Source organism: Frigoribacterium faeni (assembly GCF_007988805.1).
GTDB classification, from domain to species: domain Bacteria; phylum Actinomycetota; class Actinomycetes; order Actinomycetales; family Microbacteriaceae; genus Frigoribacterium; species Frigoribacterium faeni.
The window spans coordinates 44,975-71,646 of sequence record NZ_BJUV01000008.1 but is presented as its reverse complement, the minus strand read 5'-3'; the positions used below and the strand labels follow the sequence as shown (position 1 = coordinate 71,646).

Sequence of the window (26,672 nt, the reverse complement as noted above, 5' to 3'; positions counted from 1 at the left end):
CTTTCGCAAAGATGCTCGTCCTATTATCCGTGATTTCCCGGCCCCCACCTAAACGCGTCGGCCGGGGGCGGATCACGGCGGCGTCCAGTCGTACCCGTTCACCCACCAGCAGTAGTAGAGCCAGGCGTACTGGCCGACGACGAACGCCACGACGATCCCCCCGCGCCAGATGCGTGACCTGGGGAGCGCGAGGATGCCGAGCAACGGGAACAGCGGCATCAGCAGTCGCCACGTGCTCGACTGCGGGAAGAACACCGCCAGCAGGTAGAGCGCGTAGGCCGCGCCCCACAGCCGGAGGTCGACGCCGATCCGACGCCCCCACGGGCCGAGCAGGAGGACGCCGAAGCCGACGAGGGCGATCACCAGCAGGACGATGCCGAGACCTCCCGGCAGCCACCAGTTCGCCCCCTCCACCCACGGGGTGAACGGCACGAGCGGCCCGTACCCGATGTACGGCGCCCGCCAGGCGAGCTCGGTCTCGGTGTACGCGTCGGCGCGACCGGTCACGAGACCGGCGACGCCGAGCCACGCGACGCCGAGCAGCGCCGTGACGACCGCCGTCACCGAGACGGCCGCCATCTCGCGGCGGGGGAACGGGTCGTCGGCGCGACGCCACCAGCGGTGGACGCCGTGCAGTCCGATCGCGAACGCGAGGGCGAGCGCCCCCGGACGCGTGAACGACAGCACGGCGACCAGGGGGAGCATCGGCAGGTACTGGCGCCGGACGAGCAGCAGCAGGCACCCGCAGAGCAGCAGCAGGAACATCGACTCCGCGTAGGCCACCTGCAGCAGCGGCGACAGCGGCGACACGCAGAAGAGCACCACCGTGAACAGCGCGGTGCCCTCCGGCAGCACGTGACGCATCAGCCGGTAGAGCAGCAGCGCCGTGCCCGCGGCGCACAGCACCGAGACCAGCACGGCCAGCGGCGCGAACGCGGCGCCCGTCAGCTCGGTGAGCGCGCGCACCAGGAACGGATACGCCGGCATGAACGCCCACGCGCTCTCGCCGACGTGGCCGTCGGCGGTCGTGGGCACGGTCGTGGGGTAGCCGACGGCCGAGATGATGTAGTACCAGTGACCGTCCCAGATGGTCGCGAAGCTCCGGTAGTCGGGGCTCGGCAGCGTCCAGGCGTTGGGACCCTGCGCGCGGGCGAACCCGAGCAGCAGCACCGTGCTGACGACCCGGGACAGCACGAACACGATAAGCACCCGCGCCCACCACGGTGTGAGGCGGTAGCGGACGGTCAGTCGGCGCCGCCACGCGACGCCGCCGGCAGGGGGACGTTCCGAGGAGGCGCGGGGGCGTTCTCCGATCGTCAGGCGGTCAGCCACGCCCGCAGTCCGCGCTCGTTGTCGAGGATCTGCTGCACCGGCACGCGCTCGTCGTCGTGATGGGCCAGGAGAGGATCGCCCGGACCGTAGTTGACCGCCGGGATGCCGAGCGCCGAGAAGCGGGCGACGTCGGTCCAGCCGTACTTGGGCTTCGCCTCGCCGCCGACCGCCGCGAGGAAGGCGGCGGCGAGCGGCGCGTCGAGCCCGGGTCGGGCCCCCGCGGCCAGGTCGACGATCGTCACGTCGAAGCCGTCGAAGAGCTCGCGGATGTGAGCCTCGGCCTCGCCCGCCGAGCGGCTCGGCGCGAAGCGGTAGTTGACGTGCACCATGCACTCGTCGGGGATGACGTTGCCGGCGACGCCGCCCGAGACCCCGACGGCGTTGAGGCCCTCGCGGTAGACGAGGCCGTCGACCTCGACCTCCCGGGCCTCGTAGGCGGCGAGGATGTCGAGCACGGCGGCCGCCCGGTGGATGGCGTTGTCGCCGATCCAGGACCGCGCGCTGTGCGAGCGTCGTCCGAAGGTCCGGATCTCGGCGCGCAGGTTGCCGTTGCAGCCGCCCTCGATCGCGCTGCCCGTCGGCTCGCCCAGGATCGCGAAGTCGGCGGTCATCAGATCGGGCCGGGTGCGCACGAGGCGACCGAGGCCGTTGAGGGAGTCGGAGACCTCCTCGTGGTCGTACCAGACCCAGGTCACGTCCACCGCAGGGGCCGTCAGCTCCACCGCGAGGCGGAGATGGACCGCGCTGCCCGCCTTCATGTCGACGGTGCCGCGTCCCCAGAGGTAGTCGACGCCGTCCTCCGTCTCGTAGCGGGTCGGCAGGTTGTCGTTCAGAGGGACCGTGTCGATGTGGCCGGCGATGACCACCCGTTCGGCGCGGCCCAGGTTCGTCCGGGCGACGATCGCGTCGCCGTCGCGGAACAGCTCGAGATGATCGAGCCCCTCGAGCGTCTGCCAGATGGCGTCGGAGACGCGGGCCTCGTCGCCCGACACCGACTCGATGTCGCAGAGCTGACGGGTCACGTCGACGGGAGAGACGCTGAGGTCGATCTTCGGCATGGGGTCGAGTGTACGGGGGCCGGTCGACGGCCTCCTGCGACCGTCACGGAGCCGTCGCCACCAGGGTGTGCCGATACGGTTGGCGGTATGACCTCTGACGCCTCCGCCGCCACCCACGCCCATGGTTACGGACTCGCGACCGTCTCCACGGACGGCACCACGCTCGACACCTGGTTCCCCTCCCCCTCGCTGGGCCGGCTCCCCGCCGACCGCGACCCCGCCCTCGTGCCGGCCGAGATCACCGACGCCGCGGGCCCCGACGCCCGCCGAGCCGTCGACCTCGTGCCGGTGACGGTCGAGATCGAGTTGAGCGCGCCTCCCGCGTCCACCTCCGACGCCTACCTGCGGCTGCACCTGCTGAGCCACCTCCTGGTGGCGCCGAACACGATCAACCTCGACGGCGTCTTCGGGCACCTGCCGATCGTCACCTGGACGAACGCGGGCCCCGTGCACCCGACCGACTTCGCCCGCATGCGGCCCGCGCTGCAGCGCGCCGGCATCGCGACGACCGGGATCGACAAGTTCCCCCGGCTGCTCGACTACGTCTCGCCCGATCGGGTGCGGATCGCCGACGCGTCGCGCGTCCGGCTCGGCGCCTACCTGGCGCCGGGCACGACCGTGATGCACGAGGGGTTCGTCAACTTCAACGCCGGGACGCTCGGCACCTCGATGGTCGAGGGACGCATCTCGCAGGGCGTCGTGGTCGGCGACGGGTCCGACATCGGAGGCGGCGCCTCCATCATGGGGACCCTCTCGGGGGGCGGTGCGCAGCGGGTGACCATCGGCGAGCGGGCCCTGCTCGGCGCCAACAGCGGCATCGGGATCTCCATCGGCGACGACACCGTGGTCGAGGCCGGACTCTACGTGACCGCGGGCACGAAGGTCGTCGTGGTCGGCGGCACCGGGACGTCCGACGGCTCGCCGCAGACCGTCAAGGCCGTCGAGCTCTCGGGTCGACCCGGACTGCTCTTCCGCCGGAACTCGCTGACCGGCGCCGTCGAGGTCCTGCCCCGCAAGGGCCACGGCATCACGCTCAACTCGCAGCTGCACGCCTGACGTCCGCATCGCGGACGGACGGTCCGCGGACGGACGGAACGCGGAACGGGGCGGGACGCCTGTCGGCGTCCCGCCCCGTCCTCGGTCGCGGCGAGCTCTAGCGCTGCGGCCAGTCGCGCTGGGTCGAACCCAGGTACAGCTGCTGAGGGCGGCCGATCTTCGTGGTCGCGTCGGCGTTCATCTCGCGCCAGTGCGCGATCCAGCCCGGCAGGCGGCCGATGGCGAAGAGCACCGTGAACATGCGCGGCGGGAATCCCATGGCCTTGTAGATGACGCCCGTGTAGAAGTCGACGTTCGGGTAGAGCTTGCGCTCGGCGAAGTAGTCGTCGGCGAGGGCGATGCCCTCGAGCTCCATCGCGATGTCGAGGAGGTCGTCCTTGACGCCGAGGGCGGAGAGGACCTCGTTGGCGCTCTCCTTCACGAGCTTCGCGCGCGGGTCGTAGTTCTTGTAGACCCGGTGGCCGAAGCCCATGAGCTTGACGCCCTCTTCTTTGTTCTTGACGCGCTCGACGAAGCGCTCGACGCCCTGTCCGCTGTTCTTGATGTCGGCGAGCATGGACAGCACGGCCTCGTTGGCGCCGCCGTGCAGCGGCCCGTAGAGCGCGCTGATGCCGGCCGAGATCGACGAGAACATGTTCGCCTGCGTCGAGCCCACCAGGCGGACGGTCGACGTCGACGCGTTCTGCTCGTGGTCCTCGTGCAGGATCAGGAGGCGCTCGAGGGCTTTCGAGAGCACGGGGTTCACCTCGTAGGGCTCGGCCATCGTGCCGAAGTTCAGCTTCAGGAAGTTGTCGACGAAGCTGAGCGAGTTGTCGGGGTAGAGGAACGCCTGCCCGAGGCTCTTCTTGTGCGCGTACGCCGCGATGACCGGGAGCTTGGCGAGCAGCCGGATGGTCTGCAGCTCGACCTGCTCGGGGTCGGAGGTGCTCATCGAGCCCTCGTAGAAGGTGCCGAGCGCGCCGACCGCGCTCGAGAGCACCGACATCGGGTGGGCCGAGTGCGGCAGGGCGTCGAAGAACCGCCGGAGGTCCTCGTGCAGCAGCGTGTGGCGTCGGATGCGGGCGTCGAAGCCCGCGAGCTCGTCGGCGGTGGGCAGTTCGCCGTAGATCAGCAGCCAGGCCGTCTCGAGATAGGTCGAGTTCTCGGCGATCTGCTCGATCGGATAGCCCCGGTAGCGCAGGATGCCCTGATCACCGTCGATGTAGGTGATCTTGCTGCGGGCGGTGGAGGTGTTCACGAAGCCGTTGTCGAGCGTCGTGAAACCGGTCTGCTTGGTGAACGTCGAGATGTCGATCGACGAGGCACCCTCGGTGCTCGGCACGATCGGGAACTCGGCTGTTCCCCCCGGGAACTGCAGCGTGGCCTTCTGGGCGTCGTTGGCAGTGTCAGTCACGCCGTCAGCCTAGCGGTCAGCTGCTGAGACGCTCCACGGCCGCGGCGATGCGCTCGTCGGTGGTCGTCAGGGCCACCCGGACGTGCCGCGCGCCCCTCTCGCCGTAGAACGAGCCCGGCGCCACGAGGATGCCGCGCTCGGCGAGCCAGGACACGCTCCGCCAGGCGTCCTCGTCGCGGGTGACCCAGAGGTAGAGGCCCGCCTCGCTGTGGTCGATGCGGAATCCCGCTCCCTCGAGGGCCGGGGCCAGCGCCGACCGTCGTGCCCGGTAGAGGTCCTTCTGGGCGGCCACGTGCTCCTCGTCGCCCAGAGCGGCCCGCATCGCCTCCTGCACCGGCGCGGGCAGCATCAGCCCGGCGTGCTTCCGGACGGCGAGCAGCTGCGCGACGACGGCGGGGTCGCCGGCGACGAAGCCGGCGCGGTAGCCGGCCAGGTTCGACTGCTTGCTCAGCGAGTAGACGCTGACCACGCCGTCGAGGCGATCGCCCACGACGCGCGGGTCGAGGATGCACGGCGTGGGCGTCGACGACCACTCGCCCTCCCAGCCGAGCTCGGCGTAGCACTCGTCGCCGGCGATGACCGCGCCCAGCTCGCGGGCGCGCTCGACGGCGGCGCGGAGCTGCTCGACGCCCAGCACGGAGCCGTCGGGGTTGCCCGGACTGTTCAGCCAGATCAGCCGTGAGGACTCGGGCCAGGCCGCGGGGTCGTCGGAGGCCAGCGCCTCGGCCCCCACGAGGGCCGCCCCCAGCGCGTAGGTCGGGTAGGCGTTCGCGGGATGGACGACGGTGTCCCCCGGCCCCAGACCGAGCCACAGCGCCATGCCCGCGATGAGCTCCTTGGAGCCGATGGTCGGCAGGACGGACGAGTCGTCGAGGCCGTGGACGCCCCGACGACGCCCGTACCATTCGGCGATGGCCGCCCGGAGAGCCGGGGTGCCGGCGACCTGCGGATAGGAGTGGGCGTCGGTGGCCGTGGAGAGAGCCTCGCGCACCACCTCGGGGGTGGGGTCGACGGGCGATCCGACGGAGAGGTCGATGATCCCACCCGGGTGCGAGCGCGCCGTGGCGGCGTGGCCGGAGAGGGAGTCCCAGGGGAACTCGGGCAGGACGAGCGCCACGCCCGTGCCTACTGGGCCTGCGGCGGCAGTGCCGAGATGACGGCGTGGTCCTTCGCGATCACGCCGACCTTCGCGGCGCCGCCGGGCGAGCCGAGGTCGTCGAAGAACTCGACGTTGGCCTTGTAGTAGTCGGCCCACTTGTCGGGCAGGTCGTCTTCGTAGTAGATGGCCTCGACCGGGCAGACGGGTTCGCAGGCGCCGCAGTCGACGCATTCGTCGGGGTGGATGTAGAGCGAGCGTTCGCCCTCGTAGATGCAGTCGACGGGGCATTCGTCGATGCAGGCACGGTCTTTGACATCCACACAGGGAAGTGCGATCACGTACGTCACGTCTGGGGTGTTCCCTTCGCGTCGGGCAGAGCGTCCATCTTATCGTGACGACGCTGCGGTTCCGCTCCGCGGTCGAGGAACGGCCACGCCAGGACGACCATCGCGATCAGCACGGGCCCGAAGGTCCAGACGTATCCCGCGAAGTTCGCCGGGACGAGCGCCGACCCGCCCGCTCCGGGCTGCGAGAAGAGCGCGGTCGCCCCCAGCAGGCCGAGCGCCACGGCCGCGACCACGATGCGCGATCGGAAGATCTGACGGAAGCCGACGAGCAGCGCCGCCGCCATCACGACGGACATCACGAGCCCCGTGGGCACGACGGCCCCGGCGATCGAGGCCGAGCCCTGGTGCGCGACCGTGCCGATGGAGCCGAACACGGCGCCCGCCGCCACAGCGAGCAGACAGGTGCCGATCCGACCGCCGACGCCCATGTCGTGCAGCTCGGACGTGCCCCTGGGCAGCGGGGCGAGTTCGTCGGGGTCGGGCACGAACCGGAACGACTCCGACGCCGGGAGTCGCGCGACGTGACCGTGCGGGTAGCGGATGCCCGCGGCACCGGCGGGCAGATCGACGACCTCGACCTGCGTCCGATAGCGACGGAGGGCGGACACCGTGCGAGGGGTCACCGGACGGACGTCCATCGTGACGACCGAGGGGTCGTCCCGGAGAGCCTCCGCCTCGGCGCCCGTCGCCTCGTCGGCGCCCGCGACGACGGCGAAGTACGGCACGCCCGCGAGCCGCGCGGCGCGCACGGCGGCGCGATTCGCCCGCACGTGGTCGGGGTGGTGGTAGCCGCCGTCGTCGTCGTACGAGACGACGGCCGTCGGACGGACGGACTCGACGACGGCCGAGAGGTCGGAGACGATCTCTCCGAACTCGGCGGCGCAGAACGCGGCCGGATGCAGGTCGGCCGTCGGACCGGCGACCCCGTCGGCCCGCCAGACCATGCCGCTGTCGCGGTAGACACGCGACGGCAGGCCCTGCGTCCGCGCCTCGGGGTCGCCCAGGAACCGGTGGTCCCGGACGCCGAGGTCGCGCATCGCCGCGGCGATCTCGCCCTCGCGATGCACCGCGAGCGCCGCCTCGTCGTCGCGGAGGGCGGCGAGGTCGTCGGGGATGACCTCGCCCAGCTCGCCGCGTGTGCAGGTGACGACCGTCACGCTCGCACCCGCATCGAGCAGAGTGGCGATCGTGCCCCCCGTCGCGATGGTCTCGTCGTCGGGGTGGGCGTGCACGAAGAGCACCCTCTCGGCGCGGGGAGCCGGCGAGGGGACGCGTCCGTCGCCCGCAGGCGTGCCGAAGTAAGTCATCACTAGACAGGATATGCCGCGCGACACTATGGTCGATCCTCGTTAGGCCACCCTTAGCAAGGTTAGCCTAACCAAACTGTTCGGTGCGGTACCCGCGCCGGACCCCGTGGCGCCGACGGTGACGCCCCCGCCGTCCACCACCCGAAAGCCGCTCCATGCTCGCCAACTACCTCATCGGACTCCGAGAGGGCCTCGAAGCCGCCCTCGTCGTCGGCATCCTCGTCGCCTACGTCGTGAAGGTCGGGCGCCCCGACGTGCTCCCCCGCCTCTGGCTCGGCGTCTCCGCCGCCGTCGTCCTGTCGCTCGGCATCGGCGCACTGCTCACCTTCGGCGCCTACGGCCTCACGTTCCAGGCCCAGGAGCTGATCGGCGGCGGCCTCTCGATCGTCGCCGTGGGCTTCGTGACCTGGATGGTCTTCTGGATGGCCCGCACCGCCAGGAGCCTCAAGGGCGAGCTCGAGTCGGGCCTCGATCGCGCCCTCGCGGGCGGGGCGTGGGCGATCGTCGCCCTGGGGTTCCTCTCCGTGGGTCGTGAGGGCATCGAGACGGCGCTGTTCGTCTGGGCCACCGTGCAGTCCACCGGCGGCGGCGCCACCCCGATGATCGGAGCGCTCCTCGGCATCCTGAGCGCCGTCGCGATCGGCGTCGCGATCCACCGCGGCGTGATGGCCATCGACCTCCGACGCTTCTTCACCGTCACGGGGTACTTCCTGGTGGTCGTCGCCGCGGGCGTGCTGGCGTACGGGGTCGGCGATCTGCAGGAGGCGGGCGTGCTGCCCGGCCGCGCCTCCCTGGCCTTCGACGTCAGCGCCGCCATCCCGCCGACGAGCCCCGTGGGCACGCTGCTGCAGGGGCTCGTCGGCTTCACGCCCGCGCCCAGCTGGCTCCAGCTGACCGCCTGGCTCGTCTACCTGATCGTCGTCGTGCCCCTCGTCGTCCGCGCGACCCGACGCCGGGGGCCCCGCCGGCCCTCGCCCTCGGCCCCCGCCTCCCCGTCTCTCGTCCACCGCACCGCAGGAGCCTCCGAATGACCCCTCGCCCCCTCCGCCCCCTCGCCGTCGCCTCCGGCCTCGCCGCACTGGCCCTCGCCCTCACCGGCTGCGTCGCCAACGCCCCCGCGGGATCGTCCGCGGCCACCGCGGTCACGGTCGACGGCACCGACGACGGGTGCTCCCTCTCGACCACCTCGGTGCCGAGCGGTCCGGTCACGTTCACCATGACGAACAACGGCAGCGACAACAGCGAGTTCGAGCTGCTCGCCGACGACGGCCTCCGGATCATCAGCGAGAAGGAGAACATCGGGCCGGGCACCACCGGGTCGATGACCGTCTCGGTCCCGGCAGGCGACTACTACACCGCCTGCGTCCCGGGCCTCGTCGGCGAAGGCGTCCGCGCCTCCTTCACGGTGACCGACTCGGGCACGGCCGTCGAGGCGACCGGCAGCGAGAAGGAGCGGATCGACGCCGCGGCGACCGCCTACGTCGGTTACGTGAAGGACCAGACCGGGCAGCTCGTCACGGCCACCGACGAGTTCCTCGCCGCATACACGGCCGGCGACGACGAGAAGGCCCGGTCGCTGTACCCGTCGGCGCGGGCGCACTACGAGCGCATCGAGCCGGTGGCCGAGTCGTTCGGCGACCTCGACCCGAAGATCGACTTCCGCGAGGCCGACGTCGAGCCCGGCACCGAGTGGACCGGCTGGCACCGGATCGAGAAGGACCTCTGGCAGCCCTCGGCGGACGAGAACGGAGGCGCGGCGTACGTCCCCCTGACGGCCGACGAGCGCGCGCACTACGCGGACCTGCTGACGAGCGACACGGCGGACCTCTACGACGAGGTCACCGCGAGCGACTTCACCGTCGGCATCGACACGATCGCCAACGGCGCCGTGGGTCTGATGGACGAGGTCGCGACGGGCAAGATCACCGGCGAGGAGGAGATCTGGTCGCACACCGACCTCTACGACTTCCAGGGCAACCTCGAGGGCGCCCGCGTCGCCTTCGACGGGGTCCGCGACATCGTCGACGAGAAGGACCCCGAGCTCGCCACCTCGATCGACGCGCAGCTGACGAAGGTCGAGACGCTCCTGGCCGGCTACGGCAGCCTCGACGCGGGCTACCCCTCGTACACCGAGCTGACCGACGCCGACAAGAAGAAGCTCTCGGACGCCGTCAACGCGCTCAGCGAGCCGCTCAGCAGGCTGACGTCGGCGCTGGTCGCCTGACGGTGACGGACAGCAGCGGCCTGTCGCGACGGGGCCTGCTCGGCCTCGTCGGGACCGGCGTCGGCGCCGGCGTGCTCGGACTGGGGCTCGGCGTCGGAGCCGATCGCGCCGTCACCGCCCACGCCGGCGGGTCGTCGGGGGCCTCCGCCTCGTACCCGTTCTTCGGACGCCACCAGTCCGGCATCGTCACCGCCGCGCAGGACCGATTGCACTTCGCCGCCTTCGACGTCGCCGACGGGGTCTCCCGGAACGAGCTGATCGAGCTGCTCCAGGACTGGAGCTACGCCGCCTCCCGGCTCACGGCGGGACTCGACGTGAGCCCGACGGGAGCCACCGGCGGAAGCCTCGCCGCGCCTCCCGACGACACCGGGGAGGCACGGGGCCTGCCCGCCGCGGGCCTCACCGTGACGATCGGCGTCGGCCCGACCCTGTTCACGACCGCGGACGGGACCGACCGCTTCGGCCTGGCCTCGAGGCGACCCCCTGCCCTGATCGAACTGCCGCACTTCTCGGGCGACCAGCTGATCGAGGCGGCCAGCGGGGGCGACCTCTGCATCCAGGCGTGCAGCGACGACCCCCAGGTGGCGGTGCACGCGATCCGCAACCTCTCGCGCATCGCCTTCGGCCGCGCCTCCCTCCGCTGGTCGCAGCTCGGCTTCGGCCGGACCTCGTCGACCACCCGGGGCCAGACGACGCTGCGCAACCTGTTCGGCTTCAAGGACGGCACGGCCAACGTCAAGGCCGAGGACACCGCAGCCGTCGACGAGGGCGTCTGGGCCGCGGCCGGAGACGGCGCCGGGTGGATGGCCGGCGGGTCCTATCTCGTCGCCCGCAAGATCCGGATGACGATCGAGACCTGGGACCACGCCTCCCTCGGCGAGCAGCAGACCGTCATCGGGCGGGACAAGGCGGAGGGGGCACCCCTGTCGGGCGGGACCGAGTTCACCGAGCCCGACTTCACCGTCGCCGCGACCGACGGGGGCGGCCCCGCGATCGCCCCCGACTCGCACGTGGCCCTGGCTCACCCGCGGAACAACGACGGGGCCACGCTGCTGCGCCGGGGCTACAACTTCGTCGACGGCAACGACGAGCTCGGGCGCCTGAACGCAGGACTGTTCTTCCTCTGCTTCAACCGCGACGCGCGACGGCAGTTCGTGCCGATCCAGCAGGCGCTGGCGCGGAGCGACCGGATGAGCGAGTACGTCAAGCACGTCGGCTCGGCGATCTTCGCGATCCCGCCGGGAGCGTCCGAGGGGGGCTGGGTGGGCGAGACCCTCTTCGCGTGAGCCAACGGCGTCCGGAACGGCGATCCGACGGAGGCCGACGACGTCAGACCGGCGTGACGACGTAGGTCGCGGTGGAGACCCCGTCGGCGTCGGTGCCGACCGTCAGCACGACGCGGTACTGCGAGCCGGTGAAGGTGCCGAACCCGCTGTCGGCGTCGGAGTCGACCCCGCTGCCGGTGTAGCCCGCCGCCTCGAGCCGCTGCTGCGCGGCGGCGAACCGGTCGGCGCCCGACACCGTCACCTGGGCGACCCAGCCGGACCCGTCGGGACCGGCGCCGCCCCCGCGCACGGTGCCCTCGACGAGCGGCACCTCGGCCGGGAACGACTCGGGCAGCGTCCCGTCGGTCGTGATGCCGGCACCGCCGAGCACCTCGTCCGCGGCGTCCTCGACCGCCTGCTGCACGGTGCCGGTGAGACCCTCGACGCTGCTGTCGATGGCCCCGCCGACGATGTTGTCGACGGGCGAGCCCTCTCCGCAGGCAGTCAGCCCGGCGACGAGGCCCGCGGCCAGGGCGAGCGCGGCGGCGGAACGGGCGAGGATCGTGGTGGGGGTCGGCACCAGGCGAGGGTAGCGGCGATGACTGGGCGGCCGCGCAGAACATGCGGAGGATGCACGAAGGAGGCGGCCCGCACGGATGCGGACCGCCTCCTGGGCGTCACGGGGTGACCGAGTGCTGCTACGCGTTCTGCTTCTTCAGGCGAGCGGTGCTGCGCTGGCGAGCCGACGCGTCGAGCTCGACCTTGCGGATGCGGATCGCGTCGGGGGTGACCTCGACGCACTCGTCGTCGCCGGCGAACTCGAGCGACTCCTCGAGCGACAGCACCTTGGAGGGCGTCATCGACTCGAAGTTGTCGGCCGTGGACTGACGCATGTTGGTCAGCTTCTTCTCTTTGGTGATGTTGACGTCCATGTCGTCGGCGCGCGAGTTCTCGCCCACGACCATGCCCTCGTAGACCTCTTCGGTCGGCTGGACGAAGAACGACATGCGCTCCTGGAGGTTGATGATCGCGAAGGGCGTCACCACACCGGAGCGGTCGGCGATGATCGAGCCGTTGGTGCGGGTCGAGATCTCGCCGGCCCAGGGGCCGTAGCCGTGGCTGATGCCGTTGGCGATGCCGGTGCCGCGCGTGTCGGTGAGGAACTGCGTGCGGAAGCCGATCAGGCCGCGCGAGGGGACGATGAACTCCATCCGCACCCAGCCCGAGCCGTGGTTCGCCATGTTCTCCATGCGTCCCTTGCGGGCGGCCATCAGCTGCGTGATCGCGCCGAGGTACTCGTCGGGCACGTCGATGGTCATGTGCTCGAAGGGCTCCTGCAGCTTGCCGTTCTCGTCGCGACGGGTGACGACCTGCGGCTTGCCGACGGTGAGCTCGAAGCCCTCGCGGCGCATCTGCTCGACCAGGATCGCCAGGGCGAGCTCGCCACGGCCCTGGACCTCCCACGCGTCGGGGCGTCCGATGTCGACGACCTTGAGGCTGACGTTACCGATCAGCTCGCGGTCGAGTCGGTCTTTCACCATGCGCGCGGTGAGCTTGTGGCCCTTGACCTTGCCGATGAGGGGCGAAGTGTTGGTGCCGATCGTCATCGAGATAGCGGGGTCGTCGACCGTGATGGTCGGCAGCGGCCGGACGTCCTCCGGGTCGGACAGGGTCTCGCCGATGGTGATCGTGTCGAAGCCGGCGACGGCGACGATGTCACCGGGGCCCGCGCTCTCGGCCGGGTAGCGGTCGAGCGCCTTCGTGATGAGCAGCTCGGTGATGCGGGCGTTGACCGTGGTGCCGTCCTGCTTGACCCAGGCGACGGTCTGGCCCTTCTTCAGGGTGCCGTGGAAGACGCGGAGGAGCGCGAGGCGTCCGAGGAACGGCGAGGCGTCGAGGTTGGTGACGTGCGCCTGCAGCGGGTGCTCGTCGTCGTAGGTCGGCGCCGGCACGTGCGTGAGGATGGCGTCGAACAGCGGCTCGAGGTCGTCGTTGTCGGGCAGCGAGCCGTCGGCGGGCTTGTTCGTCGACGCGGCGCCGTTACGGCCCGAGGCGTAGACGACCGGCACGTTGAGGATCGCGTCGAGGTCGAGATCCTCGACCTCTTCGCTCAGGTCGCTCGCGAGACCGAGGAGGAGATCCTGCGACTCGGCCACGACCTCGTCGATGCGGGCGTCGGGGCGGTCGGTCTTGTTGACCAGCAGGATGACGGGCAGCTTGGCCGCCAGGGCCTTGCGGAGCACGAAGCGCGTCTGGGGCAGGGGGCCCTCGGACGCGTCGACGAGCAGCACGACGCCGTCGACCATCGACAGGCCGCGCTCGACCTCTCCGCCGAAGTCGGCGTGGCCGGGGGTGTCGATCACGTTGATCGTGATGGGGCCGTCGGTCGCGTGGGCACCGTTGTAGAGCACCGCGGTGTTCTTCGCGAGGATCGTGATGCCCTTTTCGCGCTCGAGCTCGTTCGAGTCCATCATGCGGTCTTCGGTGTCGAAGTGGGCGTCGAACGAGTTGGTCTGCTTGAGCATGGCGTCGACGAGAGTCGTCTTGCCGTGGTCGACGTGGGCCACGATCGCCACGTTGCGCAGGTCGCTGCGGATGGCAGTCGCCATGGATGTATTCCTTACGAGAAGCGGAGGGGGAGGTGCTCGGGTCAGAGCCCGGCGACAACAGTCTACGGCACGTGGTAAAGGGCCCCTCCCCCGTGCGGTCGGCACGGCGGAGAGGCCCTCGTCCGGGGAGGCGCGAGGCGCCTACCGTCCGAACTCGAAGTTCGCGCCGGGGATGGCCTCGAGCAGCTCGCGCGTGTACTGCTGAGCCGGGTTCGCGAAGATCTCGTCGGTGGTGCCCGCCTCGACGATGCGTCCCTTCTGCATGACGCAGACGTTGTCGGCGATCAGGCGGACGACGGCGAGGTCGTGCGTGATGAAGAGGTAGGTCAGGCCCAGCTCGGTCTGCAGGTCGGTGAGCAGGTCGAGCACCTGGCCCTGCACGAGCACGTCGAGGGCCGAGACGGCCTCGTCGAGCACGATCACGTCGGGCTTGAGCGCGAGGGCCCGCGCCACGGCGATCCGCTGACGCTGACCGCCCGAGAGCTCGCCCGGGTAGCGGTTGACCATCGAGACCGGCAGCGACACCTGGTCGAGGAGCTCGTGCACCCGCGCCTGGCGGCTCTTGCGGTCGCCGATCCCGTGCGTGACGAGCGGCTCGGCGATCGTGTTGCCGACGCTGTACATCGGGTCGAGAGAGCCGTACGGGTCCTGGAAGACGGGCTGGACGCGGCGACGGAAGTCGAAGAGCTCCTTGCCCTTCAGCGCTCCGACGCTCTGTCCGTCGATCTGCACCGTGCCGGAGGTGATCGACTCGAGCTGCAGCACCAGCTTCGCCACGGTCGACTTGCCCGAGCCGGACTCGCCGACGAGGGCCATGGTCGTGCCCCGGGGGATCGCGAACGACACCTCGTCGACGGCCTTCAGCTCGGTCGTCTTGAACCCGCCCTGGCGGATCCGGTAGACCTTCGAGAGGTTGTCGACCTGGATGTACGAGGCGTTCTTCCTGCCGAGCTCCTCGCGCTGCTGGGCGCGGGCGATCAGCTCGGCGTCGTCGGCGCCCTCGGCGGAGACCTCGCCCGCGTGGCTGTGCGTCGGCTCGATCGTCGACTGGATGCGCCGGCTCGCGAGGCTCGGCGCCGCGGCCACGAGACGCTGCGTGTACGGGTGCTGCGGGTTCGCCAGGATCTCCTTCGACGGACCGGACTCGACGACCTGGCCCTTGTACATCACGACGAGCTTCTCGGCGCGCTCGGCGGCGAGACCGAGGTCGTGCGTGATGAAGAGCACGGACGTGCCGTAGTCGCGGGTCAGGGTCTCGAGGTGATCGAGGATGCGACGCTGGACGGTGACGTCGAGGGCCGAGGTCGGCTCGTCGGCGATGAGCAGCTTGGGCCGCGACGACAGGCCGATCCCGATCAGCACGCGCTGGCGCATGCCGCCCGAGAACTGGTGCGGGAACTGCTTGAGACGCTGGTCGGCGTCGCCGAGGCCGGCCTCCTTCAGCACCTCGACGGCCCGGGCGCGGACGGCCTGCTTGCCGGTGGCGATCCCGTTCGCGCGGATCGCCTCCTCGACCTGGAACCCGATGCTCCACACCGGGTTGAGGTTCGACATCGGGTCCTGCGGGACGTAGCCGATCTCGCGGCCGCGGATGGCCTGCATCTCGGCGGGTCCGACCTTGGTGAGGTCCTTGCCCTCGAACAGGATCTGGCCGCCGGTGACCTCGCCGGCTCCCGGCAGCAGGTCGATGATGGACGTCGCGGTGGTCGACTTGCCGGAGCCGGACTCGCCGACGATCGCCAGGCGCTCGCCCGGCATCATCGTGAAGTCCACGCCGCGGACGGCGTCGACGTAACCGGACTGGGTCTTGAAACCGATCTTCAGACCCTTGATCTCGAGGAGGGGGGTCTGCGAGGAGGCGGTGCTCGCCGACTCGGGACGGGTGGAGGTGGAGGTCATCGACGAGCCCTCGCCTTCGGGTCGAGGGCGTCGCGCACGACGTCGCCCATCATCAGGAACGACAGGACGGTCACCGAGAGGGCGGCGGCCGGCCAGATCAGGGGCATCGGCGCGACGCGGAGCGAGGAGCGCGCCGAGTTGATGTCGTTGCCCCAGGACATCACGGTTCCGGGCAGGCCGATCCCGAGGAACGACAGGGTGGCCTCGGCCACGATGAACGTCCCGAGCGAGACGGTCGCGACGACGATCACCGGGGTGATGGCGTTGGGGACCACGTGACGCAGCAGGATGCGGAAGCGCGAGACGCCGAGCGCGGCCGATGCCATGACGTAGTCGCTGCTCTTGGCGCCGAGCACCGAGCCGCGCATGATGCGCGCGATCTGCGGCCAGGCGAAGAGCGACAGCACCAGGGCGACGGTCAGCGGAGTCCGCGAGGGCAGGACCGACATCAGCACGATCGCGCCGAGGACGGTGGGGATCGCGAAGAAGATGTCGCCGATGCGCGAGACGATCGCGTCGAGCCAGCCGCCGTAGTAGCCGGCCAGCGAGCCGATGACGACACCCACGAGGGTGACGATCACGGTGGCGAGCAGGCCCACGGTCAGGGAGGCGCGGGTGCCGTAGACGACCCGGGCGTAGACGTCGAGTCCCTGCAGCGTGAAGCCCATCGGGTGACCCGACTCGGCCGGTCCGTTGCTGTCGGGGAGGCTCGCGCCCGAGTTGGGCGACGTGCTGGTGAACAGCTGCGGGAACACCGCGACGACGATCACGAAGAGGATCAGCACCGCGGAGATCCAGAACAGCGGACGCGTCTTCATGGCGTCCCACGCATCGTTCCAGCTCGAGCGGGGCTTCTCGGTCTCGTCGACGGCGTCGACGGCCTTCAGCGGCGTCTCGTCGAGGGGGGCGACGAAGTGGTCGGGCGACAGGCCCGGTGTCGTGTTACTTGGCATAGCGGATCCTCGGGTCGAGAACGGCGTAGAGAAGGTCGACGAGCAGGTTGGCCAACATGAAGATGATGACCATCACCGCGACGAACGACACGACGGTCGGCCCTTCGCCGAGCTGGATGGCTCGGTACACGGTGCCGCCGACGCCCTGGATGTTGAAGATTCCCTCGGTCACGATCGCACCGACCATGAGGGACCCGATGTCGACACCGAGGTAGGTGATGACGGGCACGAGCGAGTTGCGCAGGATGTGCACGCCGACGACGCGGCGACGCGTGAGGCCCTTGGCCGTCGCGGTCCGCACGAAGTCGGCGCTCATGTTCTCGGCCACGGAGGCGCGGGTGAGGCGGACGATGTACGCGAACGACACCGAGGCGAGCACGATCGCCGGCAGCACGAGCTCGCTCCACGGGGCCTGCGAGCTCACGGTGGTGCGGAACAGAGCGAGCTGGATGCCGAAGACGTACTGCAGCACGAACCCGATGACGAACGTCGGGATCGAGATCAGCAGCAGGGACACGACGAGCGCGCTGTTGTCGAAGATCTTGCCCTTGCGGAGACCCGCGTAGAGGCCGACGAGGATGCCGGCGACCGCTTCGAAGAGCAGCGCGAGCATCGCGAGGCGGAAGGTGATCGGGAACGCCCGTACCAGTTCGTCGATGACCGGGCGACCCGAGAAGGTCGTGCCGAGGTCACCCGTGAACAGTCCGCCGATGTAGAGCAGGTACTGCACGATGAACGGCTTGTCGAGGTTGTACTCGGCCCGGATGGCTTCGATGACGGCCGGGCTCGGCTGCTTCTCGCCGAAGAGCGCTGCGACCGGATCACCCGGGAGCGCGAAGACCATGAAGTAGATGAGGAACGTCGCCCCGAAGAAGACGGGGATCAGTTGGAGGAGGCGCCGGCCGGTGTACCAGAGCATCAGGCCGCCTCGATTTTCTGCGCGTGCATGGATGTCGCAATCATGGAGAGAGGGTGGTGGACGCCCGCAGAGGGGCCCGGAGCAGGATAACCCGCCCGGACCCCTCGGCAGTGCTGATCGAGACGTTCGTCTCGTCGGGAGCGACCCTTACTGCTTGGTGACCTCGTAGAACAGGGGAACCGAGTTCCACCCGAACTGCACGTTGTCGACCGTGTCGGCCCACACGCCGGTCACGTTGGAGTACCACAGGGGCACGACGGGCAGGTCGACGAGCAGGACCTCCTGCGCCTCCTGGAACTTCGCGTTCGCGTCGTCGACCGAGGTCGCGGCAGCGCCCTCCTTGAGGAGGCCGTCGAACTCGTCGCTGGTGTAGCGGCCGTAGTTCGAACCGGCGCCGGTCTGGTACAGCGGTGCGAGGAAGTTGAACAGCGACGGGTAGTCGGCCTGCCATCCGGAACGGAAGGCGCCGGTCATGGCGTCGTTGTCCTCCTGGTCGAGCAGCTCGGCGAAGGTGGGCTTGGGCTCACCGGCGGCCTTGATGCCGAGCGTGTCGGCGATGCTGTTCGACGCGGCGTCGACCCAGTTCTGGTGGCCGCCGTCCGAGTTGTAGGCGATGGTGAACGTGGTGTCGCCGTAGGGCGAGATCTCGTCGGCCTGGGCCCAGAGGTCCTTCGCACGGTCGGCGTCGTAGTCGAGCACGTCGGCGCCCTTCAGGTCTTCGCTGTAGCCGTCGATGACGGGCGAGGTGAAGTCCTTGGCCGGGGTGCGGGTGCCCTGGAAGATCACGTCGGTGATGTCGGCGCGGTTGATCGCGAGCGAGATCGCCGCACGACGCAGCTTGCCCTCTTCGGTCGTGCCGTCGAAGTGCTCGAGGTACTGCGGGATCGTGATCGACTGGAAGATCGCGGCCGGCTGGTTCGCGAAGCGGTCCGGGAAGTCGCTCTGGTACGAGGCGAACTGGGTGTCGGGGACCTGGTCGAGGATGTCGAGGTTGCCCGAGAGCACGTCGGAGTACGCGGCGTCCTGCGTCGTGTAGAACGTGATCGTCAGACCGCCGTTGACCGGCTTGCGCGGGCCGTCGTAGTCGGCGTTGGTGACGAGGTCGATGCCCTGGTTGTGGGTCCAGGCGCCTTCGCCGTCGAGCTTGTACGGGCCGTTGCCGATCGGGTTCTCACCGAAGGCGTCGACGTCGTCGTAGAACGACGCGGGCAGCGGCGAGAAGGCCGAGTAGCCCAGACGCAGCGGCCAGTCGGCCTCGGGAGCCGAGAGCTGCACGGTGAACTCGGTGTCGCTGACGACCTCGAGCGAGAGGTCGCTGTCGGCCTCGGCGTCGTAGCCCTCGATGTCGTCGAAGAAGTACGAGGCGCTCTGCTTGTTGCTGACCTGAGCGGCCCAGTTCCAGGCCTCGGTGAAGGACTCGGAGGTGACCGGGGTGCCGTCGGTGAACGTCTGGCCGTCCTTCAGCGTGACGGTCCAGAGCTGGTTGTCGTCGGACTCGATCGACTCGGCGACGTCCATCTCGGTCGCGCCCTTGGCGTCGTAGGAGACGAGGCCCGCGAAGATCGAGTCGATGATCTTCCCGCCACCGGTCTCGGTGGTGTTCGACGGGACCAGCGGGTTCTGCGGCTCGCTGCCGTTGGTGGTGATGATGGCGTCGGCGTTGCCCGAGGGAGCGGCGTCGCCGGAGTCTCCGCCGTTGCCGCTGGTGCAACCGGTGAGGACGAGTGCTGCCGCCCCCACGACGGCGACGGACCCGAGGCCCATGCGCGTCTTCTTCAATGTTCCTCCTGATGCAAGAAAGGACGCAGCACGACTCCCCATGAGTCGCGCCACGTTGGATGAGACGACCCTAAGCACCGTCTTCAGCCTTCTCCAAACCTCAGGGCGAACGGTTACACGACGGAAACCAATTCGATGGATCTTTGCGTCACCATGCGGATCGTTGCGCCGAGGCCGCGAATTGCGCATGATTCTGCTGCGAGAAATCAGACACGTGGCAGGTATTATCCGCGCATGACCTTCGATCGGGCCGTCGTCCCCGAGAGCCGTGCGCGCCTCCGGGTCGAGATCGCGATCGTCCTCGGACTCTCGCTCGGAGCCTCCGCCGTCTACTCGATCGTGTCGATCGTGAACCGTCTCACGCAGCGGACCGCGCTGTCCCAGCAGACGGCCACGCTGAACTCCTCGCTCAGCGACCGGGCGGTGTTCGACCTGATCTACCAGCTGCTCTCGGTCCTCTTCGACCTCGTGCCCGTGGCCCTGGTCGCGTTCCTACTCTGGCAGACCGGCCGTCCGCACCTCGCCCGCCTGGGCGTCGACTTCTCGCGGAGCGGACGCGACGTGCTCGGCGGGCTCGGACTCGCCCTCGCCATCGGCGTCCCCGGCATCGGCCTCTACCTGGTCGGCAAGGCCCTCGACCTGACGGTGACCGTCGTGCCGACCGACCTCTCGCAGCACTGGTGGACGGTCCCCGTGCTCGTGCTCTCGGCGCTGCGAGCAGGCCTGACCGAGGAGGTCATCGTCGTCGCCTACCTGTTCGCGCGACTGCGCGACCTCGGCTGGCGCCCGTGGACGATCATCGTGGGTGCCGCTCTGCTCCGCGGCAGCTACCACCTCTACCAGGGCTTCGGCGCGTTCGTCGGCAACGTGGTCATGGGCCTGGTCTTCGGCTGGCTCTACACCCGCTTCGGCCGCGTGCTGCCGCTGGTCGTCGCCCACGTGGTCATGGACTCGGCCGTCTTCATCGGGTACCCCTGGGCCGCGGCGACGTTCCCGTCGTTCTTCGGACTGCCGTCCTGACCCAGCCCTCGCCCCTGCCGTCGAGACGCCCGACACGCCGCATCGCAGACGCTCCTCAGCGACGGATCACCGTCACCCCTTGACACCTGTTCGGGGGACGCGCCTAATGGAGTCACGGACTCGCCACACGGGGTCCGAAGACCGACACAGGCCGTCTCTCCGGGCGTCATTCGGGACGGACTCCGGTACGTGAGCGCCCTCCGCGCCGCTCGGCGTCCGGCACCCGGGGAGACCGGAAGGGAGCCTCCGGCCTTCCGACGGGATCGGAGGGTCGGAGGCTCCCCAGCACGACGAGCGGACGGACCGGCTCAGGCGAACGCCTCGACCGGCGGGCAGGCGCAGAAGAGATTCCGGTCACCCCAGGCCTGGTCGATGCGACGCACGGGCGGCCAGTACTTGCCTCGGACGAGCGACCGGACCGGATAGACGGCCTCGTCGCGGGTGTAGTCGTGCGACCACTCCCCCGAGATGACCGACTCGGCCGTGTGCGGGGCGCCCCGCAGCGGGCTCGCCTCGACGGCGAACCGGCCGGAGGCGACCTGCTCGGCCTCGGCGCGGATCGCGATCATCGCGTCGACGAACCGGTCGATCTCGGCGAGGTCCTCGCTCTCGGTCGGCTCGACCATGAGGGTGCCCGCGACCGGGAACGACATGGTCGGCGAGTGGAAGCCGTAGTCGACCAGTCGCTTCGCGACGTCGTCGACCGTCACACCCGTGGCGTCGCGGAGGGGACGCAGATCGAGGATGCACTCGTGCGCGACGAGCCCGCCCTCGCCCGCGTACAGCACCGGGTAGTGATCGCGCAGGCGGACGGCGACGTAGTTCGCGGCCAGCACGGCGGCACCCGTGGCCTGGGCGAGACCCTCGCTGCCCATCATCCGCACGTAGGCCCAGCTGATCGGCAGGATGCTCGGCGACCCGTAGGGGGCGCTCGAGACCGGCACGCCCGCGTGGGCGAGGCGCTCGCCCGCCGCCGCGGGGGCGGCTCCGGTCCGTCGATCGGCCTGCTGCGCCATCGGGTGGCCCGGCAGGTAGGGAGCGAGGTGGGCCTTCGCCGCGACCGGTCCGACCCCGGGACCACCGCCTCCGTGGGGGATGCAGAAGGTCTTGTGCAGGTTCAGGTGCGACACGTCGCCGCCGAACTCGCCGAAGCGGGCGAATCCGAGCAGCGCGTTGAGGTTGGCCCCGTCGACGTACACCTGTCCGCCGGCCTCGTGGACCGCGTCGGTGATGTCGCGGATGTCGTGCTCGTAGACGCCGTGCGTCGACGGGTAGGTGATCATCAGCGCCGCGAGCTCGCTCGCGTTCGCCGCGACCCGGGCCCGGAGGTCGTCGAGGTCGACGTTGCCGCGTTCGTCGCAGGCGACGACGACGACGCGCATGCCGGCCAGCACCGCGCTGGCGGCGTTCGTGCCGTGCGCGCTCTGCGGGATCAGGCACACGGTGCGGTCCGCGTCGCCGTTGGCCAGGTGGTAGCCGCGGATCGCCAGCAGACCCGCGAGCTCGCCCTGGCTCCCCGCGTTGGGCTGCAGCGACACGGTGTCGTAGCCCGTGACCTCGGCGAGCCAGCCCTCGAGCTGGCCGATCAGATCGAGGTAGCCCGCGACGTCGTCGGCCGGTGCGAAGGGGTGCACGGCGGCGAACTCGGGCCAGGTCACGGCGGCCATCTCGGTGGCCGCGTTGAGCTTCATGGTGCAGCTGCCGAGCGGGATCATGCCGCGGTCGAGCGCGTAGTCCTTGTCGGCGAGGTGCTTCAGGTAGCGCATCATGCTGGTCTCGCTGCGGTGGGTGCGGAACACCGGGTGCGTGAGGTAGTCGCTCGTGCGCAGCAGATCGTCCGGTAGACCGGAGGGGCTGTCGCCCGCGGGCAGCTCGAGCCCGAGGACCTCGGCCACGGCCACGACGTCGTCGTGCGTGGTGGTCTCGTCGAACGACAGCCGGAAGCAGTCGGCGTCGACCAGGTGGATCAGGAACCCGCGCTCGCGAGCGGCGGAGACCAGGGCCTCGGCGCGCCCCGAGGCGAACACCTGGAGGGTGTCGAAGAACGTGTCGTTCTCGATCTCGAGGTCGGAGTCCGCCAGGGCCGCGGCGAGGTCGGCGGTGTGTCCGTGCACCCGGGAGGCGATGTGGCGGAGCCCCCAGGGGCCGTGGTAGACGGCGTACATCGAGGCCATCACGGCCAGCAGCACCTGGGCGGTGCAGATGTTCGACGTGGCCTTCTCGCGGCGGATGTGCTGCTCCCGGGTCTGCAGGCTGAGCCGGTACGCGGGCTGTCCGTCGGCGTCCTGCGAGACGCCGACCAGGCGCCCGGGCAGCTGCCGCTCGAGACCGGTGCGCACCGCCATGTAGCCCGCGTGCGGACCGCCGAAGCCCATCGGCACGCCGAAGCGCTGGCTGGTGCCGACGGCGACGTCGGCGCCGAACTCGCCGGGGGCGCGCAGCAGCGTGAGCGCGAGCAGGTCGGCCGCGACGACGACGAGACCGCCGTGGGCGTGACTGGCGGCGACCAGCGGCTCGAGGTCGCGGACCGAGCCCGTGGCCGCGGGGTACTGGACGAAGAGCCCGAACGACTCGGGCAGCTCGGCCGGGTCGGTGCTGGCGAGGTCGAGCTCGACGAGACGGATGCCGACGGCGGCCGCCCGACCGGCCAGCAGGGCCTTCGTCTGCGGGAACGCGTCGGAGTCGACGACGAAGGCGTCGGACGTCGCCTTCGAGGCCCGCCGCGCGAGCAGCATGCCTTCGACGACGGCCGTGCCCTCGTCGAGCATCGAGGCGTTGGCCGTGGTCAGACCGGTCAGCTCGGCCACCATCGTCTGGAAGTTGATCAGGGCCTCGAGACGCCCCTGCGAGATCTCGGGCTGGTAGGGCGTGTACGCCGTGTACCAGCTCGGGTTCTCGAGCACGTTCCGCTGGATGACGGCGGGCGTGACGGTGTCGTAGTACCCGAGGCCGAGGAGGGTGCGGGAGGCGCGGTTCCGGTCGGCCAGCGATCGCAGCTCGGCCAGCGCCTCCTTCTCGCCGATCGGGGCCGGGATGGTGCTCTCGGCACCGGACGCGGCGTGGATGCTGTCGGGCACGGCGGCCCGGACGAGCGACTCGACGCTGTCGTGTCCGACGACGGCGAGCATGGCCGCCTGGTCGTCGGAGGTCGTGCCGATGTGGCGGTCGACGAAGCCGTGAGCGGCTCGGCCCGACCACTCGCCGAAGACGGACCCGCCCGTCTGCTCGAGGCTCATTCGGCGGTCAGGGCGACGTACTCGTCGCGCGAGAGGAGGCCGACCTGGTCGGCCGAGGCGAGGGTGATCCTGATGAGCCAGCCGTCGCCGAACGGGTCGCTGTTGACCAGGTCGGGGCTGTCGACGACGGCGTCGTTGACCTCGAGGACCGTGCCCAGCGCGGGCGCGAAGAGCTCGCCGACCGACTTGGTCGACTCGATCTCGCCGACGACCTTGCCGGTCTCGACCTCGGTGCCCGCGGCGGGCAGATCCACGTAGACGACGTCGCCGAGCTTCTCGGCCGCGTAGTCGGTGATGCCGACGGTGGCGGTGTCGCCGTCGATGAGCAGCCATTCGTGCTCGGCGGTGTAGCGGAGGGTGCTGAGATCGGTCATGCCGGAGCCTTTCGAGAAGGGTGTGAGGGCTTAGGAGCGCTTGTAGAACGGGAGGGGGACGACGGTCGCGGGGATCGCCGTGCCGCGCACGTCGACCGCGAGGGCCGGGCCGCGGTCGACCACGTCGGGGTCGACGAACGCCATGGCGACGGGGTGGCCCAGGGTGGGCGAGAGCGCGCCGCTGGTGACCTCGCCGACGACGGTGCCGTCGTCGGCGACCACCGGGTAGCCGGCTCGAGCGGCTCGACGACCCTCGAGGGCGAGGCCGACGAGCACGCGGGCGTCGGGGGCGGGCTCGACGCCCGCCTTGCCCACGAAGTCCTTCGAGGTGTCGACGACGCGACCGAGACCCGCCTGGGCCGGCCGCACGTCGAGACCGAGCTCGTGACCGTAGAGGGGCATCCCCGCCTCGAGCCGGAGCGTGTCGCGGCTGGCGAGCCCCGCGGGGACGACGCCGCGGGGGGCGCCCGCCTCGGCGAGCGCCGTCCACAGGGCGGGCGCCGTCTCGGGATCGAGGTAGATCTCGAAGCCGTCCTCGCCGGTGTAGCCGGTGCGGGCGATGAGCACGGGGGCGTCGTCGAAGGTGCCCTGGAGGACCCGGTAGTAGCGGAGCGCCGACAGGGGCGCGTCGGGCTGCAGACGATCGCTCGTCACGAGCTCGTCGAGCACGCCCTCGGACTCCGGGCCCTGGATGGCGATCAGGGCGGTGTCGTCGCTCTCGTCGTCGACGGTGACGTCGAATCCGGAGGCGCGGGTGGCGAGGGCGGAGAACGCGGCGTCGCGGTTGCCCGCGTTGGCGACGACGAGGAAGTCGTGGTCGTCGAGGCGGTAGACGACGAGGTCGTCCAGGATGCCTCCGGTGTCGCTGAGCAGCAGCGAGTACTTGGCGCGGCCCACGGCGATGGACGACAGGGTGCCGGCGAGCGCGCGGTCGAGGAACACGCCGGCCTCCGGGCCGGTCACCGCGATCTCGGCCATGTGCGAGAGGTCGAAGAGCCCGGCCGCGCTGCGGACGGCGTGGTGCTCGGCGAGGTCGGAGCTGTAGCGGACCGGCATCTGCCAGCCCGCGAAGTCGGTGAAGCTCGCGCCGGCCGCCACGTGCACGTCGTGCAGCGGGCTGAAGCGCTCGTCGTCGGCGGCGTCCGCCTCGAGCGGATCCTCGACGACGTCGAGATCTCCCGCCCCGGGGCCGGTGGCGATGCCCTCGGTGCCGTCGTCGCCCGTGACGACGTCGCCCGTGACGGTCGGGTCCGCGGGCGCGGAGTCGGTCAGCTCGTCGTCGTTCGGGCCGGGGGCGGCGGGCAGGTTCGAGGCTGCGTCGGACATCTGACTCCTGGGGACGGCCCGGCCGCGGGTCTCGCCGGCCGGGAACGATGCCGTGCAGCACCTGCACGACGGGGGTGGGCCCCGGCCGGCGCACGCCGGGCGGGGCTCCCCCTCTGTCATGGGCCTGAGAGCTTCACCGACCGGAGTCGGCTTTCACCGTGGGCGAGGACCGGCGAGGGGGTCTGTCGACCGCCTCGCGCCTCCTGCTTTTCAGAGTGGCCAGTCCGTCGCGGTACGCGTACCTGAGAGATTGGCGGGGAGCTTGCTCCTTCGGTGCCCGGTCGGCGCAGTCTCTGCGCACCGGAGCTCTCCCGCGACGTGTTCGTGGCCCGATGTTCGATTGTGCGGCTCAGCCTACAGGCGGCGTGTGACGAGCAGGTTTCGGGATCCGCGGGGCCGTCCGCCCCGAGGACCGGCGTCAGGCCCGGTCGGGGTGCTCGTCGTCCGAGGCGGTCGAGGCCTGGTGCGCCGCGACGAGCTCGCGCACGTCGTCGGCCAGCTGGGCGACGCCCTCGGGGAGCATCTCGAAGCCCTCGCGGTTGCCGGGATTGACGACGAGGCCGGTCTGAGGCGGGATCGCCTGGACGAGCTCGGCCGCGTGGATGGTGGCCGAGTACTCGGCGACGCCCTTGACCTGCTCGCCGATCATGTCGGCGTGGGTGAAGGCGGCCAGCATGGGCGTGCCCTCGCGGTCGAAGAGCACGGGCTGCAGCTCGGTGAGCCGGTCCTGGGCGTCGACGGCGGTGGCCACGACGACCTCGGCGTTGACGAACTCGGCCAGGACCGAGTTCATGTCGCCCTCACCCGCCTGGCCCTTGCTGATGGCCTGCTCGAGGGCGGTCGGTTCGCGGTTCTCTGTAGCGGTCATCGATCAAGCCTGCCCGCCGAACCTCCGTGTCGGCTCCGTGCGCCGGCGGCGAGTCGCGGATCGATCGGGGTCCCCGATGGCGGTGGGCGCCGGGCAGTCGGTATCCTGACCCGGAGCCCGCCACCGTGGCGGCCCGTCATCCTCGAGGAGCCCCGTGCCCCGCAAGGCCGCTTCCGCGCTCAGCACCTCCGTGCTCGTCAGCACGCTCGTCGTGGCGTTCGCGCTCTCGGGCTGCGCCACGCCGACCTCCGAGCCCGGGGCGGCCGAGACGACGGTCGCCACCACCGGACCGGACGCGTCGAGCACGCCGCTGCCGACCACGACCCCGCCGGCCCCGGCCACGGCCCCGACCGCCGAGGCGCCTCCCGCCTGGGACGCCTGCATCGCGGCCGTCCGCGACGAGTACCCCGACCTGCCGTTCCTCGACGACGTCTGGAGCTACGAGGCCGACGACGTCCGCGACTCGGCGACCGGCGCGGTCGTCGAGGTCCGCTACGGCCACACCACCGACGGACGCATCGAGGCCGCGTTCAGCTGCGAGATCTCGGGCACCCCAGAGGCGCCCGTCGTCGACCGGATCTCCCCCGTCGACATCTGACCGGCTCCTC

The 26,672-nt window shown here is 70.6% G+C and carries 22 protein-coding genes and 1 riboswitch; of the genes, 6 read left to right on the top strand and 16 right to left on the bottom strand.

Features of this window, described 5'->3' with window-relative positions; translation table 11 throughout:
- Positions 1–72: 72 nt before the first annotated feature.
- Positions 73–1,332: a hypothetical protein gene (locus tag FFA01_RS05580; protein WP_146853831.1), complete on the bottom strand. Its 1,260-nt coding sequence runs from the start codon at positions 1,330–1,332 to the stop codon at positions 73–75.
- Positions 1,317–2,390, bottom strand: coding sequence for a succinyl-diaminopimelate desuccinylase (gene dapE, locus FFA01_RS05575; RefSeq protein WP_146853829.1), 1,074 nt, complete (start codon positions 2,388–2,390; stop codon positions 1,317–1,319). Before dapE ends, FFA01_RS05580 begins: the two co-directional genes overlap by 16 nt.
- 87 nt (positions 2,391–2,477) lie before the next feature.
- Here dapE and dapD point away from each other — a divergent pair, with 87 nt between their 5' ends.
- On the top strand, positions 2,478–3,446 hold the full coding sequence (gene dapD / locus FFA01_RS05570) for a 2,3,4,5-tetrahydropyridine-2,6-dicarboxylate N-succinyltransferase (protein ID WP_146853827.1): 969 nt from the start codon (positions 2,478–2,480) through the stop codon (positions 3,444–3,446).
- A gap of 97 nt (positions 3,447–3,543) precedes the next feature.
- Here the strand turns inward: dapD and FFA01_RS05565 are convergent, their stop codons facing one another.
- From FFA01_RS05565 to FFA01_RS05555, 4 genes are read right to left on the bottom strand one after another with little or no spacing between them, the layout of a single operon-like run.
- Entirely contained in the window at positions 3,544–4,839 is a 1,296-nt protein-coding gene (locus FFA01_RS05565; RefSeq protein WP_146853825.1) for a citrate synthase, read from the bottom strand.
- Between the two features lie 16 nt (positions 4,840–4,855).
- Entirely contained in the window at positions 4,856–5,956 is a 1,101-nt protein-coding gene (dapC, locus tag FFA01_RS05560; RefSeq protein WP_167627295.1) for a succinyldiaminopimelate transaminase, read from the bottom strand.
- An 8-nt stretch (positions 5,957–5,964) separates the two neighbouring features.
- Positions 5,965–6,285 (bottom strand): ferredoxin, encoded by a 321-nt coding sequence (fdxA, locus tag FFA01_RS15880; protein WP_167627294.1) that lies wholly within the window; start codon positions 6,283–6,285, stop codon positions 5,965–5,967.
- The gene (locus FFA01_RS05555) at positions 6,282–7,592 is read right to left on the bottom strand and encodes a PIG-L family deacetylase (RefSeq protein ID WP_146853821.1); all 1,311 of its coding nucleotides are present in this window, start codon (positions 7,590–7,592) and stop codon (positions 6,282–6,284) included. Before FFA01_RS05555 ends, fdxA begins: the two co-directional genes overlap by 4 nt.
- A gap of 155 nt (positions 7,593–7,747) precedes the next feature.
- Here FFA01_RS05555 and efeU point away from each other — a divergent pair, with 155 nt between their 5' ends.
- From efeU to efeB, 3 genes are read left to right on the top strand one after another with little or no spacing between them, the layout of a single operon-like run.
- Positions 7,748–8,623, top strand: coding sequence for an iron uptake transporter permease EfeU (gene efeU / locus FFA01_RS05550; RefSeq protein WP_146853819.1), 876 nt, complete (start codon positions 7,748–7,750; stop codon positions 8,621–8,623).
- Positions 8,620–9,816, top strand: a complete 1,197-nt coding sequence (gene efeO / locus FFA01_RS05545; protein WP_146853816.1) for an iron uptake system protein EfeO — start codon at positions 8,620–8,622, stop codon at positions 9,814–9,816. Before efeU ends, efeO begins: the two co-directional genes overlap by 4 nt.
- Positions 9,813–11,102 (top strand): iron uptake transporter deferrochelatase/peroxidase subunit, encoded by a 1,290-nt coding sequence (efeB, locus tag FFA01_RS05540; protein ID WP_146853900.1) that lies wholly within the window; start codon positions 9,813–9,815, stop codon positions 11,100–11,102. Before efeO ends, efeB begins: the two co-directional genes overlap by 4 nt.
- A gap of 43 nt (positions 11,103–11,145) precedes the next feature.
- Here the strand turns inward: efeB and FFA01_RS05535 are convergent, their stop codons facing one another.
- From FFA01_RS05535 to FFA01_RS05510, 6 genes are all read right to left on the bottom strand, one after another.
- Positions 11,146–11,661 (bottom strand): hypothetical protein, encoded by a 516-nt coding sequence (locus tag FFA01_RS05535; RefSeq protein ID WP_146853814.1) that lies wholly within the window; start codon positions 11,659–11,661, stop codon positions 11,146–11,148.
- Positions 11,662–11,779: 118 nt separating this feature from the next.
- Positions 11,780–13,690 (bottom strand): translational GTPase TypA, encoded by a 1,911-nt coding sequence (gene typA, locus FFA01_RS05530; protein WP_146853812.1) that lies wholly within the window; start codon positions 13,688–13,690, stop codon positions 11,780–11,782.
- 141 nt (positions 13,691–13,831) lie between these two features.
- A complete protein-coding gene (locus FFA01_RS05525; protein WP_146853810.1) occupies positions 13,832–15,589 on the bottom strand; it encodes a dipeptide ABC transporter ATP-binding protein in 1,758 nt (585 codons plus the stop codon).
- Positions 15,586–16,542, bottom strand: coding sequence for an ABC transporter permease (locus FFA01_RS05520; protein ID WP_146853808.1), 957 nt, complete (start codon positions 16,540–16,542; stop codon positions 15,586–15,588). Before FFA01_RS05520 ends, FFA01_RS05525 begins: the two co-directional genes overlap by 4 nt.
- Positions 16,532–17,461 carry an ABC transporter permease gene (locus FFA01_RS05515; protein WP_146853806.1) on the bottom strand — a complete coding sequence of 310 codons (930 nt, stop codon included), beginning with the start codon at positions 17,459–17,461 and terminating at the stop codon, positions 16,532–16,534. The genes FFA01_RS05520 and FFA01_RS05515 overlap by 11 nt, the downstream gene beginning before the upstream one ends.
- 147 nt (positions 17,462–17,608) lie before the next feature.
- Positions 17,609–19,240, bottom strand: coding sequence for a peptide ABC transporter substrate-binding protein (locus FFA01_RS05510; protein ID WP_146853804.1), 1,632 nt, complete (start codon positions 19,238–19,240; stop codon positions 17,609–17,611).
- Between the two features lie 234 nt (positions 19,241–19,474).
- Here FFA01_RS05510 and FFA01_RS05505 point away from each other — a divergent pair, with 234 nt between their 5' ends.
- Positions 19,475–20,260 (top strand): CPBP family intramembrane glutamic endopeptidase, encoded by a 786-nt coding sequence (locus FFA01_RS05505; protein WP_146853802.1) that lies wholly within the window; start codon positions 19,475–19,477, stop codon positions 20,258–20,260.
- 308 nt (positions 20,261–20,568) lie between these two features.
- On the opposite strand, the gene gcvP is transcribed toward FFA01_RS05505, so the two are convergent.
- From gcvP to FFA01_RS05485, 4 genes are all read right to left on the bottom strand, one after another.
- Positions 20,569–23,496, bottom strand: coding sequence for an aminomethyl-transferring glycine dehydrogenase (gene gcvP, locus FFA01_RS05500; RefSeq protein WP_146853800.1), 2,928 nt, complete (start codon positions 23,494–23,496; stop codon positions 20,569–20,571).
- Positions 23,493–23,870, bottom strand: coding sequence for a glycine cleavage system protein GcvH (gene gcvH / locus FFA01_RS05495; protein WP_146853798.1), 378 nt, complete (start codon positions 23,868–23,870; stop codon positions 23,493–23,495). The genes gcvP and gcvH overlap by 4 nt, the downstream gene beginning before the upstream one ends.
- 30 nt (positions 23,871–23,900) lie before the next feature.
- Complete coding sequence (gene gcvT, locus FFA01_RS05490) at positions 23,901–25,196, bottom strand: glycine cleavage system aminomethyltransferase GcvT (protein WP_146853796.1); 1,296 nt, start codon at positions 25,194–25,196, stop codon at positions 23,901–23,903.
- Between the two features lie 220 nt (positions 25,197–25,416).
- Positions 25,417–25,520, bottom strand: a riboswitch (glycine riboswitch).
- Positions 25,521–25,614: 94 nt separating this feature from the next.
- A complete protein-coding gene (locus FFA01_RS05485; RefSeq protein WP_146853794.1) occupies positions 25,615–26,064 on the bottom strand; it encodes an SseB family protein in 450 nt (149 codons plus the stop codon).
- 154 nt (positions 26,065–26,218) lie between these two features.
- Here FFA01_RS05485 and FFA01_RS05480 point away from each other — a divergent pair, with 154 nt between their 5' ends.
- Positions 26,219–26,662 carry a hypothetical protein gene (locus FFA01_RS05480; protein ID WP_146853792.1) on the top strand — a complete coding sequence of 148 codons (444 nt, stop codon included), beginning with the start codon at positions 26,219–26,221 and terminating at the stop codon, positions 26,660–26,662.
- The last annotated feature ends 10 nt before the right edge of the window (positions 26,663–26,672 follow it).

Coding starts and splice junctions, on each gene's coding strand:
- FFA01_RS05505 (WP_146853802.1), top strand. CDS start 19,475: ATGACCTTCGATCGGGCCGTCGTCCCCGAGAGCCGTGCGCGCCTCCGG.
- typA (WP_146853812.1), bottom strand. CDS start 13,690: ATGGCGACTGCCATCCGCAGCGACCTGCGCAACGTGGCGATCGTGGCC.
- dapE (WP_146853829.1), bottom strand. CDS start 2,390: ATGCCGAAGATCGACCTCAGCGTCTCTCCCGTCGACGTGACCCGTCAG.
- FFA01_RS05485 (WP_146853794.1), bottom strand. CDS start 26,064: ATGACCGCTACAGAGAACCGCGAACCGACCGCCCTCGAGCAGGCCATC.
- FFA01_RS05525 (WP_146853810.1), bottom strand. CDS start 15,589: ATGACCTCCACCTCCACCCGTCCCGAGTCGGCGAGCACCGCCTCCTCG.
- efeO (WP_146853816.1), top strand. CDS start 8,620: ATGACCCCTCGCCCCCTCCGCCCCCTCGCCGTCGCCTCCGGCCTCGCC.
- gcvH (WP_146853798.1), bottom strand. CDS start 23,870: ATGACCGATCTCAGCACCCTCCGCTACACCGCCGAGCACGAATGGCTG.
- dapD (WP_146853827.1), top strand. CDS start 2,478: ATGACCTCTGACGCCTCCGCCGCCACCCACGCCCATGGTTACGGACTC.
- gcvT (WP_146853796.1), bottom strand. CDS start 25,196: ATGTCCGACGCAGCCTCGAACCTGCCCGCCGCCCCCGGCCCGAACGAC.
- gcvP (WP_146853800.1), bottom strand. CDS start 23,496: ATGAGCCTCGAGCAGACGGGCGGGTCCGTCTTCGGCGAGTGGTCGGGC.
- FFA01_RS05520 (WP_146853808.1), bottom strand. CDS start 16,542: ATGCCAAGTAACACGACACCGGGCCTGTCGCCCGACCACTTCGTCGCC.
- FFA01_RS05555 (WP_146853821.1), bottom strand. CDS start 7,592: ATGACTTACTTCGGCACGCCTGCGGGCGACGGACGCGTCCCCTCGCCG.
- efeU (WP_146853819.1), top strand. CDS start 7,748: ATGCTCGCCAACTACCTCATCGGACTCCGAGAGGGCCTCGAAGCCGCC.
- FFA01_RS05515 (WP_146853806.1), bottom strand. CDS start 17,461: ATGCTCTGGTACACCGGCCGGCGCCTCCTCCAACTGATCCCCGTCTTC.